The organism is Aggregatibacter sp. (assembly GCF_057314075.1).
On record NZ_DBHLAR010000002.1, the window covers coordinates 131,029 to 150,342 of the forward strand.

Here is a 19,314-nt window from a genome sequence, read left to right on the forward strand (position 1 = left end):
AAATGCCAAGTAGAAGAAATGTAAAAGGCGCTAAGTTTTCACTTAGCGCCTTTTTTGAATATGGCGGAGGAACTGGGATTCGAACCCAGGGAGGGCGTAAACCCTCGCCGGTTTTCAAGACCGGTGCCTTCAACCGCTCGACCATTCCTCCGTGTTTTGAGCGAGGTGAATAATACGGACTTTGCTATACCAAGTCAAGCAGTTAAATAAAAGATTCTATTTAACTGCTTCATTTTCAAACGACTAGTTTTCAGACGCGGCTTTTGTTGGTTCTGCGTAGACATGGCTGATAGCCGTATGATGCCCAGCAGCACCTTTACCGTAGAAATAATAGCGGGATTCCTGCCATTCTTGAACCGGATATGTTGTGATTGGCTCACCGGAGGCTTTAGCTAAAGTCGCGTCAGCTTTGGTATGAGTTACTGCAGAGAATGTCCCAATACGGCCATTGAACACATAAGTGCGGTCAATTTCGGCCATGAATTTCACATCATGCTCAGCTTTAGGCTCAAGTTGTTCTGCGATTGCCGCTGTGGGTTCTGACGTCACGTTATTGTTTAAACGTTCTAAGGACGCCTGAATTTTCTTCTCAACAGAATCATTTGCCGGTTGGGTGATAAATTCAGTTAACGGCTGAACTTCACTTTTGGCTTTCTCAACAATCATATCCAAGGCAGGCACGGTAATATTTTTCTCGACTTCTGCACTTGATTGATTTTGTTGTTCAAGCAGTTCATCAACAGACAAGAACGGTGTTTCTTTAGGTTGATTCACTTGCGTCATATCAATCCATACTTTACCGCTGGCAAGTTCAGGAGATGCTACTGCAGCAAATAACGGCATAGGTGATTTTTCTTGTGGACGACGACGGCGTTGACTATTCACACGTAAATGACGTGGTAAACGACGTTGACGAGAATTATCACGACTGCGTTCTGACTCATTTGAGGTTTCAGTTGCGTTTGTTGAAACGGTATCTTCTACATTACGAGTATCATTGATGTTTTCAGCAAATGCCATGTTTTCCGCTTGCGGTATTAGATTGTCAGTGGCTTCGTCATAAACACGAACTTTTTTATGTAAATCTCGACGTTGACGACGTTGTGTCGGTTCGGTCTTTTCTTCGTTAAGCGGAGAAGAAACGCTAGGTTTAATGATTTCTTCAATCACCTCTGGTTTATGACTGCGTTTGTTATTGCGTTCTTGGTTACGACTTCTAATCTCAGATTTATCAGAACTTTGTTCTTCAACAACGTTTTCTACGTTTTCGCTACGAACACGACGGTTGTTACGACGGTCTTGATTACGACGATTACGGTTGTTCATGTTTCTGTTGTTTGGACGAGCTTTTTTATTTTTCTCTTCCGGTTTTGGCTCAGACGCAAATAAACCTTTTAAGGCAACGAATAAACGGCTTAACAACGATGGCGCTTTGGGTTCTTTGCGCTCAATCGGTGCCGGTGCCGGCATGGTAATCGCCAATGAAACTGCCGCACTTTCCACCGCCGGGGTTTCTGCCGGTGTGGCTTCAATGTTACGAGAAACTAGCGATTCCTCTGCGGCAAAGGTTTCATCTTGATCTTGATGTAATTTTGCTAAATTGTAGCTTAACTCATTCACTTCTTCGCCATCACGAACACGGAACACACTGAAGTTCGGTGTTTCCATCGCTTCGTTTGGCACCACGATAATATCGACATCATGGCGTTTCTCGATGCTATGAATGGCTTTACGTTTTTCGTTTAATAAGTAAGACGCGATTTTTACCGGAACAATGGTATGTACCTGTTTGGTATTTTCTTTTAATGCTTCTTCTTCCAATAAACGCAAGATAGACAGTGAAAGTGATTCGTTATCACGGATTTTACCGGTGCCTTGGCAACGCGGGCAGACATGATGAGAGGATTCACCTAATGACGGACTCAAACGTTGGCGTGACATTTCCAACAAACCGAAGCGGGAAATACGACTAATTTGAATACGTGCACGATCTTGGCGTACGGCATCGCGAATGCGGTTTTCTACTTCACGCTGATGGCGCACCGGTGTCATGTCGATGAAGTCGATCACAATCAAACCACCTAAGTCGCGTAAGCGAAGTTGACGCGCAATTTCATCTGCCGCCTCAAGGTTAGTGTTTAATGCGGTTTCTTCGATATCGCCGCCACGGGTAGAACGTGCGGAGTTAATATCAATGGCGGTTAAGGCTTCAGTAGCGTCAATGACAATAGAACCCCCGGAAGGCAAACGCACTTCACGTTGGAAAGCCGATTCAATTTGGGATTCGATTTGATAATGACTGAACAGCGGTACTTCGCCTTGATACAATTTCACTCGATTAATGAAATCGGGACGTACGAGTTTGATGTGTGCTTTCGCTTTTTCATAGACTTTCGGGCTATCAATCAGAATCTCACCGATATCACGACGCAAATAGTCGCGAATCGCACGCACGATGACATCACTTTCTTGGTGAATTAAGAATGGCGCAGGGCGACTTTCTGAGGCTTGTTTGATTGCTTCCCAATGGTGCAAGAGTACTTTTAAGTCCCATTGCAATTCTTCCGGCGATTTCCCGACCCCGGCAGTGCGCACGATTAAACCGACACCTTCAGGCACATCCAAGGAACTCAAAGCATCTTTTAATTCTAAACGCTCATCGCCCTCAATGCGACGGGAAATACCGCCGGCGCGGGGATTGTTTGGCATGATCACCAAATAACTTCCGGCGAGGGAAATAAAGGTTGTCAGCGCAGCGCCTTTATTGCCGCGCTCTTCTTTGTTCACTTGAACAATGACTTCCTGTCCTTCCGAGATAATATCGCGAATATTCGGGCGGCCTTGATAGACATAATCTGCCGGGAAATATTCACGTGCAATTTCTTTCAACGGTAAAAAACCGTGACGTTCTGCGCCATAATCCACAAAAGCAGCTTCCAAACTCGGCTCAACGCGAGTGATTTTCCCTTTGTAAATATTGGCTTTTTTCTGTTCATGTCCTGGGCTTTCAATGTCCAGATCAAATAAGCGTTGCCCATCGACTAACGCAACGCGCAACTCTTCTTTTTGAGTTGCGTTAATTAACATTCTTTTCATTCGTTTTCTCTTTTATTAAAAAGGGGGAATACCTTAAAAATACGCCATCAAAATTGACCGCACTTTGCTTAGTTGCCGACCTCGTGTCTGTCGCAGAATGTCCGTCTTCCCGACTGTCATCCGCTGGGTGCATTGGCCACCTTATTCACACTCATATCATCCTGATATGTGAATAAAAACAAAACCGGTTAAAAAATGGTTTGCAAGCTGTCGCTCATGTTGATGGTTAAAATCATTGTAATAACAACGTCTTATGCCGAATGCTGCATTGTATTTTATCAATGATAACCTGTTTATTTTAAAGCCTTTTTTATGACTCAAAAAGACGCATTATTATCGCTTGAATAGGGATTTTTAGCAAGGCGTTTCGCCCTGTCGAGGCGATTCTTTGCAACATTCAAACTCTCCGCACAATATGCTATGATGCGCGCCAATTTTTATGTAAAAGATCGTAATAAACACAAGATGAATGAAAAGATAGTAAACCCGAACGTGCAATTTCTCACCATAAGTGATGATGAAGCCGGTCAGCGATTGGATAATTTTCTTCTTGCGCGCTTAAAAGGCGTGCCTAAAAGTCTGATTTATCGCATTGTACGCAAAGGCGAAGTGCGGGTGAATAAAGGCAGAAGCAAGCCGGAATATAAATTACAAGCCGAGGATGTGGTACGAATTCCGCCGGTGCGTGTGGCAGAAAAAGCACAGGACACCGTCTCCAATAAACTCACCAAAGTTGCCCAACTAGAACAACACATTATTTTTGAAGACAATTATTTACTCGTGCTGAATAAGCCTTCCGGTATTGCCGTGCATGGGGGCAGTGGGCTTGATTTTGGCGTAATTGAGGCGCTACGCGCACTTCGTCCGGAGGCACGTTTCTTGGAATTGGTTCATCGTTTGGATCGCGATACTTCGGGGATTTTATTGGTGGCGAAAAAGCGTTCTGCGTTGCGTCATTTACATGAACAGTTGCGTGAAAAAACGATTCAAAAAGAGTATTTAGCTCTTGTGCGTGGGCAGTGGCAATCACACTGTAAAGTGGTGCAGGCGCCGCTGTTGAAAAATGAGTTATCGAGCGGTGAGCGCATTGTGAAAGTGAGTGAACAAGGTAAACCGTCGGAAACCCGTTTTTCCGTAGAAGAACGCTACGAGAATGCCACGTTGGTGAAAGCTTCGCCGGTAACGGGGCGAACCCACCAAATCCGTGTGCATACCCAATATGCCGGCCATCCCATTGCGTTAGATAGCAAATATGGCGACAAAGTATTCGATCAACAAATGGCGGAATTGGGTTTGAATCGTTTATTCTTGCATGCTTATTCTATTCGTTTTGAGCATCCGCATAGTGATGAAACGTTACGTTTAACGGCACAGTTGGATGAGAAAATGAAAGGGATCTTAAAACGATTGCGAGAGATGAAGTAAAGTGCGGTGGATTTTCCGTGCATTTTAAAAATACTGAAAAAATGACCGCACTTTGTACGATAGAAAACAAAAACGCCAAGCAAAAGCTTGGCGTTTTTTATGTTTCAATTAAATATTTTGGTTGATAAATGCAGCCAATTGATTTTTTGGTAATGCACCCACTTGAGTGGCCACCGGTTTACCGTCTTTAAACAAGAGTAATGTTGGGATACTGCGCACACCGAATTGCATTGGGGTTGCTTGGTTGTCATCAATATTCATTTTCACAATTTTCACTTTACCGCCAAATTCGGCTGCCAAATCGTCAAGGATTGGCGCAATCATTTTGCATGGTCCGCACCATGGCGCCCAAAAATCTAATAATACCGGCACGTCTGAATTTAATACGTCTGCAACGAAAGTCGCATCGCTGGAATGTAATACTTTACTCATTTTTCTGTCCTTATTTCCTTTAGTGAACAATGTCATTTTACATGGCATTTTTGTTTAAATGTGCGCGCATGATAGCATAGCGCAACGCGATTCGCACAAATTAGTTTAATTGCCGAAAACTAAGAGGGTTGCACGGTATTGGCGCATGGCTTGCCCTTACCGATGGCATAAATGTTCGATAAGGTGACGTCAGCGATGCTGGTGAGTGCCTCCTCCGTTAAAAACGCTTGGTGTCCGGTCAACAATACGTTGTGACAGGAAGACAATCGACGGAACACATCATCTTGAATGACTTCGTTGGATTTATCTTCAAAGAATAAATCTCGTTCATTTTCATAAACATCCATGCCTAAAGCGCCAATTTTACGTTGTTTTAACGCATCAATAGCTGCTTGCGTATCAATGAGCGTACCACGGCTGGTGTTGATGATCATGACACCGTCTTTCATTTTGGCAAAGGCGTCACGGTTGAGCAGATGGTAGTTTTCCGGTGTTGCCGGACAGTGTAATGTAATCACATGAGCGCGATGATAAAGTTCATCCAAGGTGACATATTCTGCGCCTAACTCTTCTGCTAGCGGATTTTTAAACGGATCGTAGGCTAAAATCTGCATGCCAAAACCTTTGAGAATGCGAATGACGGCAAGGCCGATTTTCCCTGTCCCGACCACGCCGACGGTTCGCCCATGCATATTAAAGCCGATCAGCCCTTCTAAAGAAAAATTCGCCTCACGCGTGCGTTGATAAGCACGGTGAATACGGCGATTTAATGTCATCATCAACCCAACAGTGTGTTCTGCCACGGCTTCCGGGGAATAGGCCGGCACGCGAACGACAGTTAAACCAAGCTCTTGAGCGGCTTTTAAGTCTACGTTGTTAAATCCGGCGCAACGTAAAGCAATAATTTTTACCCCAAGTGCGGCGAGTTTTTCTAATACTTTTCGGCTGCCGTCATCATTCACGAAAATACATACGGCTTCGCAGTGTTCCGCCATTTTGGCAGTGCGTTCACTGAGCATAAAATCGTAAAATTCCAACTCCAAACCATACTTAGCGTTAATTAACTCTAAATATTTTCGGTCGTAACTTTTCGTACTATATACTGCAACTTTCATTTTGCCCTCCCAATACGTTAAGTTTATTTTAACTGTGCGAACGCCTGTGCTAAATCTGCTTTGATATCTTCTATATTTTCTAAACCAACGGAAAAGCGTAACAGATCATTGGTGATCCCACGTGCAATGCGTTCGGCTTCCGGAATGTCCATGTGTGTTTGGGTTGCCGGATAGGTGATGAAACTTTCTGTGCCACCAAGACTTTCGGCAAAGGTGATGAGTTTAATTGCTTTTAAGAACGTATTTACCCAGGTTTCATTTTGCAAGCGGAAAGATAACATACCGCCTTTATTCGGGTATAACACATCTTTTACTTGTGGCTGTTGACGTAAAAAGTCGGCAACGGCAGTCGCATTTTCTTGATGACGTTGCATACGCAGAGCCAAGGTTTTCATGCCACGAATAGTTAACCAAGAGTCAAACGGCGATAACACAGGGCCGGCACCATTCTGAATATAAAACAGTCGATCGCAAAGTTCTTTTCCTTTGGCTACGATTAAACCGACTAAAACATCATTATGTCCGGCAAGGTATTTTGTGCCACTGTGAACCACAATGTCCGCACCATGTTCCATCGGGCGGAACAGCATCGGTGTTAAAAATGTATTATCAATGATCAGTAATAAATTGTGGCGTTTGGCAACCTGTGCAATGGCATCCACATCGCATTCTTCCATTAATGGATTGGAGGGGGTTTCAATAAAAATCGCTTTTGTATTCGGGGTAATTGCGGCTTCAATAGCTTGTACGGAAGCAGTGTTCACATAAACCGGTTTAACACCATGGGTATTTTTATAGCAAAAATCCAATAAGCGATAAGTGCCACCATAGACATCACTGGAAACAATCCATTCATCCGGTGCGGTAAATAACGACATTAATAATTGAATAGCCGCCATGCCGGAAGAACAGGCAAATCCGCGTTCACCTTTTTCTAACTGAGCAATGGTTTCTTCGAGTACGGCACGCGTTGGATTTTTGGTTCGGGTATAGTCAAATCCGGTGCTTTCACCAATGCCGTGATGGCCGTAGGCGGTAGAAAGAAAAATCGGGGTGGAAACAGCGCCTGTACGCTCATCAGTGCGATTTCCCGCTTGGGCTAATAAGGTATCAATTGCATATTTTTGTGTCATAAATCCTCCGAGAAAATAAAAAATTTTGCATCGCACTTTAAGAAAAGTAGCTTTCATTTTGGCACAAACCATTGTGTGGCGAAAGAGGATTTTTCTAACCATTTGATTGAATAAATGAAAATTTTTGTTTATTAAATTTAAATCTTTTGCATTTTTTTTCAACAAACTCACTGATTTCTGAAATTGTTTGTTGACAGTTTTAGAGAAGTCAGTAAAATGCAGCGCACTAACAGCAGATGCGGGAATAGCTCAGTTGGTAGAGCACGACCTTGCCAAGGTCGGGGTCGCGAGTTCGAGCCTCGTTTCCCGCTCCAAACTAACGGCGTGTTAGCAAAGCGGTTATGCACTGGATTGCAAATCCATGTAGCTCGGTTCGACTCCGGGACACGCCTCCATAACCATCGAGCGCAGTTAGTAAATCACTCAGCCCGAGTGGTGGAATCGGTAGACACAAGGGATTTAAAATCCCTCGCCTTTCGAGGCGTGCCAGTTCAAGTCTGGCCTCGGGCACCATTTTCTGGTAATAAAAATAATCGTAAGAAATAGTCGCAAAAGCGACTTTTTTTATGCCTGAAATTGGCTAATGTTCTAATTTTTGCAAAAAATCTCTAAAAAATGACCGCACTTTAAGCATCAATAAAAACTTAAAGTGCGGTCATTTTTTCATGCATTTTATTCAAATAAAGAACTATGTAAGACTTTAACAATATCATCGGCCTTATCACTGTCAGCTAATAAGCAAATGTTGTTGGTGCTGGCACCATAGCTGATCATGCGGATATTATACGCATCTAAGGTTTCAAAAATCCGTTTGGCAACACCGGAGGCTGTATGTAACTCATTGCCAATTAACGCAATTAAAGATAACCCCACATCCACTTTCACTGTGCAAAATTCACTTAATTCACGGAGTAATTCTTCTGATAACAAGCTTGCACCGGAAGATGCCGATCCGGTTTTATCTAAAGTTAACGCGACACTGACTTCCGATGTGGTAATGGTATCTACGGAAATTTTGTGTTTTGCTAAAATGGTAAAGATATTCGCTAAGAAACCTTGTGCATGCAGCATATTTAAGCTGGAGAGTGTGAGCAGGGTTTGGTCACGGCGTAGAGCGATTGCGCGGAACGTCGGGCGAGGTTGCGGATTGCGGGTCACCCAAGTACCGCCCTCTTGTGGCGCTTTACTGGAACCAACATAGACCGGGATATTGCTACGCACGGCAGGTAGTAAGGTTGCCGGGTGCAACACTTTCGCACCGAAGGTTGCCATTTCTGCCGCTTCGGAAAAACTCATGGTATCAATGCGTTGTGCGTTTGACACGATGCGAGGATCGGTGGTGTAAATGCCGGCAACATCGGTCCAAATCAACACATCTTGTGCGTTTAATACTTCCGCTAATAGCGCCGCAGAATAGTCACTACCGCCACGTCCTAAGGTGGTTGTTTTACCTTGTTCATCACGCCCGATAAAACCTTGGGTAATGACTAACTCACCGCGTTCGATTAACGGTTTCAAGAGGTTATCGCAGTTTTGACGGGTTTGTTCATCGTTTGGTGCGGCTTTGCCGAAATGGCTGTTTGTGGCAACAATGGTACGAACATCCAACCAAGTGGCTTCAATTTGTAATTCACGCAACACTTCCACAAAAATCAAGGAAGACATCATTTCCCCATGGCTGATTAATTCATCGGTTAATGCCAAAGAGGTGGCTAAATTTGCGGCTTCCGCCAATGAGGTGATATTGGCTAATAAGGCTTCGATTTTTGGACGCACGCGACTGTCGTCTTTTAATTCTGTCAAAATATTTTCTTGAATTTGACGCACTTCATTTAGCAATTTATTGCGTTCCGGTTCTTCGCAACCGTTTGCCAAGGCAACCAATAAATTGGTAACACCGGCGGAAGCTGAGAGGACAACAACGCGAGTATTGGGATCAGCAATCACGATGTTGGCACAAGATTGCATGGCAGGGTAGTTGGCGACGCTGGTACCACCGAATTTAGCGACGGAAAGATGAGACATAAAAAAACTCCGATAAATAAGTATGATTTGTGTGTTTACTCTACAAATACTGATTTACCGAAGTTTTGTCAAACAATTAATTTTGATTTTTAAATAATATTTAAAAAATATCCTCTTTTTTAAGAACGGATCGAATAATCGCCTACGCACACCCACTTATAGGTGGTGAGTGCCTCTAATCCCATGGGGCCGCGGGCGTGTAATTTTTGTGTGCTTACCGCTACTTCAGCGCCTAAACCAAATTGTCCGCCGTCAGTAAAGCGGGTACTGGCATTGACATAAACCGCCGCCGAATCCACTTGTGCGATAAATTGCTGTGCCAGCTTTTGCGAAGAGGTCAAAATACTGTCGGAGTGTTGACTGCCATATTGACGAATATGGGCGACGGCTTGTGCTAAATCTTCGACGACAACTACATTTAAATCCAATGACAGCCATTCTTGTTTCAGTTCATCTTCCACCAATGGCACCACATTGGCACCGGCTTTTTGCAACAAGAAAAGTGCCGTCGGATCCGCGTGTAATTTTACGTTTTTCTCTTTCAACGTTTCTGCCAGTTTAGGTAAAAAGTCATTTGCAATGCTGCGTTGTACCAACAGCGTTTCCAAGGTGTTACAGGTGCTCGGACGCTGTGTTTTCGCATTAAAAATCACCGGCAGTGCTTTTTCCAAATCGGCGGTTTCTTCAATGAACATATGACAAACGCCGATACCGCCGACAATCACCGGAATGGTGGAATGTTCTTTGGCTAATTGATGCAATGCTGCACCACCACGAGGGATGATCATGTCCACATATTGGTCTAATTTCAGTAATTCCATGACCAGCGCACGGTCGGGATCGGTAATGGCTTGAACCGAGGCTTTAGGTAAACCTGCACGCGCTAAGGCAGTTTGCACCACCTCCACCAACACCTTGTTGGAATGTTGAGTTTCTTTGCCGCCACGTAGAATGACGGCGTTGCCGGTTTTTAAACAGAGACTGGCGACATCAATGGTCACATTTGGACGCGCTTCGTAGATCGTACCAATAACCCCTAAAGGCACACGCACACGTTCAATTTTGACCCCGCTATCCAACACGCCACCGTCAATAATCCGTCCAACAGGATCCGCAAGGGAAATCACATGACGCACGTCATTAGCTATGCCCTGTAAACGCTCAGGTGTTAACAATAAACGATCAATAATGGCGTCGGATAAACCGTTTTGTTTGGCACTTTCGATGTCTTGCGCATTGGCGGCTAAGATACGAGCTTGTTCTTGTTCTAATTGCTCGGCGATTAATGCTAAGGCTTGATTTTTTTCGCGTTGGGAAAGCTGGGAAAGTACGAAAGCAGCCTCTTTCGCCTGTTTTCCCATTTCAATTAAATTGACGGACATCTTTTCTCCTATTTCATTTTTTGCGGTAATTTGTCGTCTTTATGATGCGTTGAAATATCTTGTTCCTGATAATCAAAAATCGGCAGGCCCCATTCAAAGTAAATTGCCAGTAAGCGGGTAATAAAGCCGACAATCAAGGTAATGATAATGACGATGTTTTGATCTACCTGTAGATGTTGTAGGCCGATGTAAATAGCCGTCGCCAGTAATGCCACACTGGCGTATAGCTCTTTCTGGAACACGAGAGGAATGCGATTACACAATAAATCACGCAACACGCCGCCGAATGCGCCGGTAATAATGGCGGCAATTACGGCTATTGTTGTGCCGTGCCCCATATCTAACGCGATTTGGGCACCAATAATGGAAAACACGATAAGCCCAACGGCATCCAGTACCAAGAAAATGGTGTGAAAATAACGCATGAAATGGCGAATAAAAGGCGCGATAAATACAGTTAACACCGCAGCCGAGGCGACGATAATAAAATATTCGGGATGTTTTACCCACCCAAGCGGATAATGCCCTAAGAGCACATCGCGCACGGAACCGCCACCAATAGCGGTCATGCTGGCAATAATAACGACGCCGAAGATATCCATTTTCTCTCGACCTGCAGCAAGGGCGCCGGTAATCGCTTCTGCGGTGATACCAATGATATAGAGAATGCTGAGCAGCATAAAGGTTCCTTAAAGTGCGGTAAATTTTTGCGTTATTTTAGAGAGAGAAGGGGCAAAATGCCATGTTTTAGATCATAACTTTATTTTGTGTTGCGAGGATTGAAAAAACGTTGCTTTTTTTAACCGCACTTTTGCCCTAACTTTTGACCGTTTTTGGGAATTCTTGCATAATGCACGGCAATTTTTGTCTTTGTTTATTACAAGGAAATCATATGTCCGAAGAACAACCTAAATTTTTAACCGCACTTTCGTCTTTCTTCCCCATTTTTTTGTTACTCGTTATTGATTTTTTTGCTTTCGGGTTGCAGCTACAGCCTAACGCGATGTCGCATTTGGCGCTTGGTGTATTAACGGCACAGCTGATTTGTCTGATTGCTTTTATTAAAGGCGAAATTTGTAATGGGCAACGTTCCCGTTTAGGGCTGGCAAACCTTTATTTTGGACTGTTTTGGATGGTGTGGCTATTGTTCAGTTTAGGGACAAGTTATCACAATGTATTCATGGACTTGGTTTGCCTTTGTGGCTTAGCAATGACTATCATCACATGGAAGCAACCGTTTGAGGTTAAATTACGTCATGTCTTATTAAAAATAGCCGGTTTCATTGGCATGTTGGGTGTCATTGGCTATTGCTTGATGCTGGTTGACGAAGAAAACTTCATTAAATTTAACCCCGCTGCACAAATTTTGTTGGGGATTATTTTGGCGAATTTAGCTTTAGTGATTTCTCGCAATCGTCTGAAAGGATTTATTGCGTTGTTGATGTTGGCGGCGATTGCGTTCCTGGCATTGAATGCGCTCTTTGTATGTGTAAATTTATTCCTGCTTTCTCAACAAAGTGCGGTGGTTTTTAGCAACGAATTTGCTTTGTTGCTTTACCTCTTGTTGCATTTAGTGATGGCGGCGATTTTGGCAATGCATGTTTTCAAAAAATGGGCGTTGTCTTATAACAGCCTTCTTATTCTTTTACTTATGACGGCCAGTTTGTCACTGTGGGCAAATTTTGCGTATTTGATGTAATGTGTTATTTAGGTAAGAAAAAACCTCCTCAGAATTGAGGAGGTTTTTTTATGAACGTTTCTTTAAATGAAATGCGTCATTTTTTGACCGTACTTAATAGATTACTCTTTAAAATCTCGCATTAATTGTTCGGCTTTTTTCACCATTTCTCTAGAACCGATGAAAAGCGGAACGCGTTGGTGTAATGCAGTCGGTTGAATATCCAAAATACGGTTATAGCCGTCACTTGCCACACCGCCGGCTTGTTCTGCCAAGAATGCCATTGGGTTGCCTTCATAGAGTAAACGCAATTTGCCGTTCGGGTAGTTTGTCGCGCTTGGATAAATATAGATACCGCCTTTAAGCATGTTGCGGTGGAAGTCGGACACCAAAGAACCGATATAACGAGAAGTGTAAGGTCGTTGAGTTTCTTTATCTTCTTCTTGGCAATATTTCAGGTATTTTTTCACGCCTACCGGGAATTTGAGGTATTGCCCTTCGTTAATGGAATAAATTTTACCGGTTTTTGGAATTTGAATGTTTTCATGAGAGAGACAGAACACACCGAGTGATGGGTCGTAAGTAAAGCCGTTTACGCCATTCCCTGTGGTATAAACCAACATGGTGGAGGAGCCATACACGATATAACCTGCTGCCACTTGGCGATTGCCCGGCTGCATGAAGTCTTCTAAGGTGACGGGTGTGCCTACCGGTGAAACGCGGCGATAAATGGAGAAAATAGTACCGACGGCAACGTTAACATCAATGTTGGAGGAGCCGTCCAATGGGTCGGTTAAAATGACATATTTCGCGTTGCGACCGCGCTCCGTATCAAAGGCAATGAAATTTTCTTCTTCTTCGGAAGCAAAACCAGCCACTTCTTCGCGGCTCATGAGGGCTTGTTTCATCGTGTTGTGAGCGAACAAGTCTAATTTCATTTGCGCTTCGCCTTGCACATTTTCTACACCGGAATTACCGATAATGTTATTAGTTAAGCCGGCTTTGTTGATATCACGGTGAATCACTTTGGCCACTAAGCGAATGGAGGACAAAATGCCACTTAATTCCCCTTTAGCATTTGGGTATTCCGCTTGTTTTTCTACAATAAATTCGCCTAACGTTTTCATACTTTTTCCTTATTTGATGAATAAATTTACTCAAATCGTAACTTGCCTTATTATAACATCCTCGTTTTCAGATGATTAAAAAGATTCCTATTTCTGTGATTCACAACACATTTTTCGCCTTTACATCAGAAATTGGAATGAATAAGGACTCCAAATGACAACCAAACATCTTCATATTTTAGGTATTTGCGGCACATTTATGGGCGGTATTGCCATGATTGCCAAACAAATGGGCTACCATGTTACCGGCTCTGATACCAACGTTTACCCGCCGATGAGCACGTTCCTTGCGGAAAATAACATTGAAATTATACCGCACTTTGACCCAAGCCAACTGCAACCGGCGCCGGATATGGTGATTGTGGGCAATGCCATGAAACGTGGGAATCCTTGTATTGAATATATGTTGGCAAACAACCTGCCTTATACCTCCGGGCCACAGTGGTTGCATGATCATTTATTACGTGATCGTTGGGTTCTGGCGGTATCAGGAACCCATGGAAAAACCACCACCACCGGGATGCTGACGTGGATTTTGGAACAAAACGGTTTGCAACCGGGCTTTTTAATCGGTGGTATTGCAGGCAATTTCGGGATTTCTGCCCGTTTAGGTAAGAGCCCGTATTTCGTGATTGAAGCGGATGAATATGACACTGCATTTTTTGATAAACGTTCTAAATTTGTGCATTACAATCCGCGCACGTTGATTATTAATAATATTGGTTTTGATCACGCAGATATTTTTGATGATTTGAAAGCCATTCAGCGCCAGTTCCACCACATGATTCGCACCATTCCAAACAATGGACGGATTCTCTCTTTTGCTCATGAAGAAAGTGTGCAACACACTTTATCAATGGGCTGTTGGTCTGAATGCCAATATGTCGGTCGCGAACAGGAATGGTATGCGGAGCGCATTAAACACGATTGCACGGAATTTAGCGTGTTCCATAACGGTGAAAAAGTGGCAGAGGTGCACTGGAATATCGTAGGTGAGCACAATATGCGTAACGGCTTGATGGCGATTGCGGCGGCGCATCATGCTGGCGTGAGTATTGAAAATGCCTGTGCTGCACTGGGGACATTTATTAACGCAAAACGCCGTTTGGAAGTGAAGGGCAATGTTCAGGGCGTGACGGTTTACGATGATTTCGCCCATCATCCGACAGAAATACAAGCCACATTGACCGCACTTCGCGATAAAGTAGGGCAAAATGAACGTATTTTGGCAGTGTTGGAACCGCGTTCTAACACTATGAAAATGGGCGTACATAAAGAGGAAATCGCGCCAGCCTTAGAAAAAGCGGATGCGGTATTTTTATTCCAACCGGACACCATTCCATGGAAAGTTGCAGATATTGCCGCGCATTTAACTCAGCCGGCCTATGACAGCGATAATTTGGATGACTTGGTTCATCACATTGTTGCTGAAGCCAAACCAACGGATCATATTTTGGTAATGTCCAACGGCAGTTTTGGCGGTATTCATCAGAAGCTGTTAGACGCATTACAAATGAAATCGGTTTAAAACATAAGAAAAAAGGCATTCGTTTTTACGAATGCCTTTTTTGTAGAATCTGGTTGCGGGGGCCGGATTTGAACCGACGACCTTCGGGTTATGAGCCCGACGAGCTACCAAGCTGCTCCACCCCGCGTTTGAGGGCGCTAACTATACCTGTTTGAAAATGAATTGCAAGTTTAAACATAAAAATAAGGTGTGTTTGTTATAAAAATAGCCGATATGTTGCTTTTTTAAACATGAAATCTTTTTTCCATCGGGTTAAATGTGAAAAATATGTCGAAAATCTACCGCACTTTATTGTTATCGCCCACCCGAGGCGCATATTCATTCGACATAAATTGGTGTAAAATTCGCCTCTCATTTATTTTGTTTATTTTTATTTAGGACTTTGTATGCGCCTTAATCAAACTCTTTGGTCTACATTTTTAACATTATCCGCCATTGTACTTTTGGCTTCTTGTTCCTCTAATGGTGGCAAAATGTCGCGCAACTCGGGAGCATCTGATGTTGATCCACAAAAATTTGGGGCGGTTTATCAGGGCAGAAGCTATCAACAAGCGATTTTGGCGCCCGTAAATCAAGTGGAGAACAAAAGTGCGGTCATAAACCAAGGCGATTTTTTAGCGCAGTTATCCAATATTCATAGTTATTCCGGCAAATTAAGCAGTAATTTTGCACCGATTTACGACAAGGTTACTGCCTGGGTACTTGCCGGGGCAAACGTCAATGAATTGAATAATTTTGGGATTCATTCACAGGTGATGAAAGGCTTTGACGGCTACCAAAACGTGTTAATGACAGGCTATTATTCGCCGGTGATTCATGCTCGCCGCACACAGCAAGGCAAATATAACCAACCGATTTATGCGCTTCCGACTCAAAAACGTTTTTCCCGCGCTGAAATTTATGCCGGCGCATTGAAAGGCAAAGGATTAGAACTGGCGTATAGTGATTCCATGATTGATAATTTCTTGCTTGGCGTGCAGGGCAGTGGTTATGTGGATTTTGGTGAAGGCAATTTGAATTATTTTGCGTATGCCGGTCAAAATGGTTACCCGTATGCCGCCGTGGGTCGCTTGTTGGTAGAAGATGGTGAGATTCCGAAAGAAAAAATGTCTATTCAGGCGATTCGTGATTGGGCGAATGCAAATCCGTCTCGGGTTCAAGGTTTGCTTGAACGTAACCCGTCTTATGTCTTTTTCAAAAATGATCCGAATGGCAAAGTGAAAGGCGCGGCAGGCGTGCCATTAGTGCCAATGGCTTCGGTGGCTTCTGACCGTGGTGTGATTCCGTTGGGTAGCGTCTTGCTCGTTGAAGTGCCACAAATTGATAATGAGGGTAATTGGACGGGCGAACATAAACTGCATTTGATGGTGGCATTAGATGTAGGCGGTGCGGTGAACGGACACCATTTCGATTTATATCGTGGTATCGGCGATCAGGCGGGGCATATTGCTGGCTTGTCAAAACATTATGGTCGCGTTTGGGTGTTACGCTAATGGCACGCGTAGATAATTACGAACAACGTTTCGGCGGTATTGGTCGTTTATATGGCATCGAGGCTTTAGCCCGTTTACGCCAAGCACATATTTGTGTTATTGGTATCGGTGGCGTGGGCTCTTGGGCGGTGGAAGCGCTTGCTCGCTCAGGCGTGGGAAAAATCACGATGATTGATATGGATGATATTTGCGTGACGAATATTAACCGCCAAATTCATGCCTTGACGGGCAATATCGGTCAGCTCAAAACAGAGGTCATGCAACAACGGGTGAAATTGATTAACCCCGAATGCGATGTCAATGTCATTGATGATTTTATTTCTGCGGAGAATTTATCCCAATACCTTCGTGCTGAGTATGATTATGTCATTGATGCCATTGATAATGTGAAAACGAAAGCCGCATTAATTGCCTATTGTAAACGTCACAAAATCAAGATGATCACCGTGGGGGGCGCCGGTGGGCAAACGGATCCAAGCCAAATTCAAATTGCCGATTTAAGCCGTACCATTCAAGACCCGCTGTTGGCAAAAGTGCGGTCGGTTTTACGCAAGGATTACCATTTCACGCAAAACCCAAAACGGAAATTCGCCATTGAGGCGGTTTTTTCGACTCAGCCACTGATATTCCCTCAAATGGGGGAAAACTGCTCTGCGTCTGCCACCATGAATTGCGCTAATGGTTTTGGCGCGGCAACGATGATTACGGCGACGTTTGGATTTTTTGCGGTTTCTCGCGTCATTGATAAGTTATTACAGAAAAAAGACTGACTTATTTTTTTTCATAAAAAAAGATGGTCATCTCAATAAAAAAAGAGTAACCTAGTCGCGTTTTGTTTAATTTATCTGTCCCATTATAAAAGGAAATACAATGACTCAATTCGTACAAGGTTTGAAAAAAACGGCAATTGCCACAGCGATTCTTTCTTTCTCCGCCGTGGCTTCTGCAACCATCGTAACGTCTGTTAAACCCTTAGGTTTTATCGCCTCCTCGATTGCCGACGGCATTACCGACACGGAAGTGTTAGTCCCGGCCGGCGCGTCACCACATGATTACAGCTTAAAACCCTCCGACGTGCAAAAACTCAAATCCGCTGAAATGGTCATTTGGATCGGCGAGGATGTGGATGCCTTTTTAGATAAATCCATTGATGATCTGGACTATAAAAAAGTCTTAACCATCAAAGACATTGCCGCCATTGAACCGTTCTTATTAAAAGGTGAACATCATCACCATCATCATGGCGAAGGTGAAGCCCATGAGGATCATGATCATGCCCACGAAGGACATCACCACGATCACGAGAAACATGAGCATAAACACGAAGAACAGGATCACAAACATGAACACGCCGGGCATGAACATCATCATGATCACGACCATGAAGACTTAGGCGTAAATTGGCACGTTTGGTACTCTCCGGACATCAGTAAATCCGTTGCGCAACGCATTGCAGCAAAACTGGTGAAACAATATCCGGAGAAAAAAGAGCAGATTGAAAAAAATGTGGCGGAATTTAACCACACTTTGGATGAACAAAGCGCGAAAATCAAAACACAATTGGAAGGCGTAAAAGATAAAGGTTTCTATGTGTTCCACGATGCTTACGGCTATTTCAACCAAGCCTATGGGTTGAACCAAACCGGTTATTTCACCATTAATCCGTTGGTAGCACCGGGTGCAAAAACCTTAGCAAAAATTAAAGAAGAAATTGCCGAACACAAAGTCAACTGCTTATTTGCTGAGCCGCAGTTCACGCCAAAAGTGATTGAAAGTTTAAGCAAAGCGACACAAGTAAAAGTTGGACGCCTTGACCCGATGGGCGATGCCGTTAAACTAGGTGTTAATTCTTATGCTGCTTTCCTTCAATTTACCGCAGATAGCTATAGCCAATGTTTAGCGAAATAAACATATCAATAAAAGGCATGTGTTAAACATGCCTTTTTTGTTTTTATGGCTATTGAATAAAATAGTCCCCTGATTCAAAATAGGGGTGCTATTGTTTTTAGCGATTTATCAAACCCAAAGGAGAATTTCATGAAAAAAACATTAAAAATGACCGCACTTGCCGTGGTTTCTGCGTTTGTATTAGCCGGTTGTACTCATCAGGCGACACAAGGCGACGCTCAATTACAGCAACAAGCAGTGTTAGGCATTAACTGGATGCAAGAATCCGGTGAATACAATGCATTGGCGTATCAAGCTTTTAATACGGCAAAAGTCGCCTTTGATCACGCAAAAGTGAAAAAAGGCAAGAAAAAAGCGGTTGTCGTGGATTTAGACGAAACCATGATTGATAACAGTCCATACGCAGGTTGGCAAATCCAAAATAATAAACCATTTGATGGCAAAGATTGGACTCGCTGGGTTGATGCGAGAGAATCAGGCGCTATTGCCGGTGCGGTGGAATTTAATAATTATGTCAATTCACACAAAGGCAAAATGTTCTATGTGTCTAATCGTAAAGACAAAAATGAAAAAGCCGGCACCATTGATGACATGAAACGTTTAGGTTTTACGGGTGTTGATGAATCCTCTCTTTACCTCAAAAAAGATAAATCAGCCAAATCCGCTCGTTTTGCTGAAATTGAAAGCCAAGGTTATGACATCGTACTTTATGTCGGTGATAACTTAGATGACTTCGGTGATGCAACACACGGTAAATTAAATGCAGATCGTCGTGATTTTGTGGTGAAAAACCAAGCTAAATTCGGTAAAACTTACATTGTGTTACCTAACCCGAACTACGGTGGTTGGGAAGGCGGTTTAGCTAAGGATTATTTCAAAGGTGATTCCCAAAACAAAGTGAAAGCCCGTTTAGATGCTATTAAAGCATGGAGCGGTAAATAATTTCCTTGCGAAAAAAAACGATAAAAATCA

At 43.5% G+C, this 19,314-nt stretch carries 15 protein-coding genes, 5 tRNA genes and 1 pseudogene; 10 read left to right on the plus strand and 11 right to left on the minus strand.

The window, feature by feature from the left end; all coding sequences use genetic code 11:
- Positions 1–61 precede the first annotated feature (61 nt).
- The 3 genes and pseudogenes from ACO5E4_RS00975 to rne form a co-directional block, all read right to left on the minus strand.
- Positions 62–151 (minus strand) — tRNA-Ser (locus ACO5E4_RS00975).
- A 92-nt stretch (positions 152–243) separates the two neighbouring features.
- Entirely contained in the window at positions 244–666 is a 423-nt protein-coding gene (locus ACO5E4_RS00980) for a polyhydroxyalkanoate depolymerase (protein WP_485861813.1), read from the minus strand.
- Positions 667–717: 51 nt separating this feature from the next.
- Positions 718–3,096, minus strand: a pseudogene (gene rne / locus ACO5E4_RS00985) (ribonuclease E); the annotation flags it as partial.
- A 465-nt stretch (positions 3,097–3,561) separates the two neighbouring features.
- Here rne and rluC point away from each other — a divergent pair.
- Positions 3,562–4,521: a 23S rRNA pseudouridine(955/2504/2580) synthase RluC gene (gene rluC / locus ACO5E4_RS00990; RefSeq protein WP_485861814.1), complete on the plus strand. Its 960-nt coding sequence runs from the start codon at positions 3,562–3,564 to the stop codon at positions 4,519–4,521.
- A 108-nt stretch (positions 4,522–4,629) separates the two neighbouring features.
- On the opposite strand, the gene trxA is transcribed toward rluC, so the two are convergent.
- From trxA to ACO5E4_RS01005, 3 genes are all read right to left on the minus strand, one after another.
- A complete protein-coding gene (gene trxA / locus ACO5E4_RS00995) occupies positions 4,630–4,953 on the minus strand; it encodes a thioredoxin (protein ID WP_314953809.1) in 324 nt (107 codons plus the stop codon).
- 119 nt (positions 4,954–5,072) lie between these two features.
- On the minus strand, positions 5,073–6,068 hold the full coding sequence (locus ACO5E4_RS01000; RefSeq protein ID WP_314953807.1) for a 2-hydroxyacid dehydrogenase: 996 nt from the start codon (positions 6,066–6,068) through the stop codon (positions 5,073–5,075).
- 23 nt (positions 6,069–6,091) lie between these two features.
- A complete protein-coding gene (locus ACO5E4_RS01005) occupies positions 6,092–7,201 on the minus strand; it encodes a methionine biosynthesis PLP-dependent protein (protein ID WP_485861752.1) in 1,110 nt (369 codons plus the stop codon).
- Between the two features lie 238 nt (positions 7,202–7,439).
- On the opposite strand from ACO5E4_RS01005, the gene ACO5E4_RS01010 reads away from it, so the two are divergent.
- The 3 genes from ACO5E4_RS01010 to ACO5E4_RS01020 all read left to right on the plus strand — a co-directional run bounded on the left by ACO5E4_RS01010 (position 7,440) and on the right by ACO5E4_RS01020 (position 7,714).
- Positions 7,440–7,515 (plus strand) — tRNA-Gly (locus ACO5E4_RS01010).
- 7 nt (positions 7,516–7,522) lie between these two features.
- A tRNA-Cys gene (locus ACO5E4_RS01015) sits at positions 7,523–7,596 on the plus strand.
- 31 nt (positions 7,597–7,627) lie between these two features.
- Positions 7,628–7,714: transfer RNA gene (locus ACO5E4_RS01020), tRNA-Leu, on the plus strand.
- 159 nt (positions 7,715–7,873) lie between these two features.
- On the opposite strand, the gene lysC is transcribed toward ACO5E4_RS01020, so the two are convergent.
- The 3 genes from lysC to ACO5E4_RS01035 all read right to left on the minus strand — a co-directional run bounded on the left by lysC (position 7,874) and on the right by ACO5E4_RS01035 (position 11,288).
- On the minus strand, positions 7,874–9,226 hold the full coding sequence (lysC, locus tag ACO5E4_RS01025; protein ID WP_485861753.1) for a lysine-sensitive aspartokinase 3: 1,353 nt from the start codon (positions 9,224–9,226) through the stop codon (positions 7,874–7,876).
- A 119-nt stretch (positions 9,227–9,345) separates the two neighbouring features.
- A complete protein-coding gene (gene proA / locus ACO5E4_RS01030) occupies positions 9,346–10,608 on the minus strand; it encodes a glutamate-5-semialdehyde dehydrogenase (protein ID WP_485861754.1) in 1,263 nt (420 codons plus the stop codon).
- Between the two features lie 8 nt (positions 10,609–10,616).
- Positions 10,617–11,288: a trimeric intracellular cation channel family protein gene (locus tag ACO5E4_RS01035; protein ID WP_111305298.1), complete on the minus strand. Its 672-nt coding sequence runs from the start codon at positions 11,286–11,288 to the stop codon at positions 10,617–10,619.
- Between the two features lie 212 nt (positions 11,289–11,500).
- Between ACO5E4_RS01035 and ACO5E4_RS01040 the strand changes: the two genes are divergently transcribed.
- Complete coding sequence (locus tag ACO5E4_RS01040) at positions 11,501–12,307, plus strand: hypothetical protein (RefSeq protein WP_485861755.1); 807 nt, start codon at positions 11,501–11,503, stop codon at positions 12,305–12,307.
- 101 nt (positions 12,308–12,408) lie between these two features.
- Here ACO5E4_RS01040 and fbp read toward each other — a convergent pair whose 3' ends face one another.
- Positions 12,409–13,413 (minus strand): class 1 fructose-bisphosphatase, encoded by a 1,005-nt coding sequence (fbp, locus tag ACO5E4_RS01045; RefSeq protein ID WP_109128117.1) that lies wholly within the window; start codon positions 13,411–13,413, stop codon positions 12,409–12,411.
- A 154-nt stretch (positions 13,414–13,567) separates the two neighbouring features.
- Between fbp and mpl the strand changes: the two genes are divergently transcribed.
- A complete protein-coding gene (mpl, locus tag ACO5E4_RS01050) occupies positions 13,568–14,941 on the plus strand; it encodes a UDP-N-acetylmuramate:L-alanyl-gamma-D-glutamyl-meso-diaminopimelate ligase (protein ID WP_485861756.1) in 1,374 nt (457 codons plus the stop codon).
- A gap of 50 nt (positions 14,942–14,991) precedes the next feature.
- On the opposite strand, the gene ACO5E4_RS01055 is transcribed toward mpl, so the two are convergent.
- Positions 14,992–15,068, minus strand: a tRNA-Met gene (locus ACO5E4_RS01055).
- A gap of 259 nt (positions 15,069–15,327) precedes the next feature.
- Here ACO5E4_RS01055 and mltA point away from each other — a divergent pair.
- From mltA to ACO5E4_RS01075, 4 genes are all read left to right on the plus strand, one after another.
- Positions 15,328–16,434, plus strand: a complete 1,107-nt coding sequence (mltA, locus tag ACO5E4_RS01060; protein ID WP_485861757.1) for a murein transglycosylase A — start codon at positions 15,328–15,330, stop codon at positions 16,432–16,434.
- The gene (gene tcdA, locus ACO5E4_RS01065; protein WP_485861758.1) at positions 16,434–17,204 is read left to right on the plus strand and encodes a tRNA cyclic N6-threonylcarbamoyladenosine(37) synthase TcdA; all 771 of its coding nucleotides are present in this window, start codon (positions 16,434–16,436) and stop codon (positions 17,202–17,204) included. Before mltA ends, tcdA begins: the two co-directional genes overlap by 1 nt.
- Before the next feature lie 100 nt (positions 17,205–17,304).
- Entirely contained in the window at positions 17,305–18,342 is a 1,038-nt protein-coding gene (gene znuA / locus ACO5E4_RS01070) for a zinc ABC transporter substrate-binding protein ZnuA (RefSeq protein ID WP_485861759.1), read from the plus strand.
- Between the two features lie 129 nt (positions 18,343–18,471).
- A complete protein-coding gene (locus tag ACO5E4_RS01075) occupies positions 18,472–19,284 on the plus strand; it encodes a 5'-nucleotidase, lipoprotein e(P4) family (protein ID WP_485861760.1) in 813 nt (270 codons plus the stop codon).
- Positions 19,285–19,314: the final 30 nt, after the last annotated feature.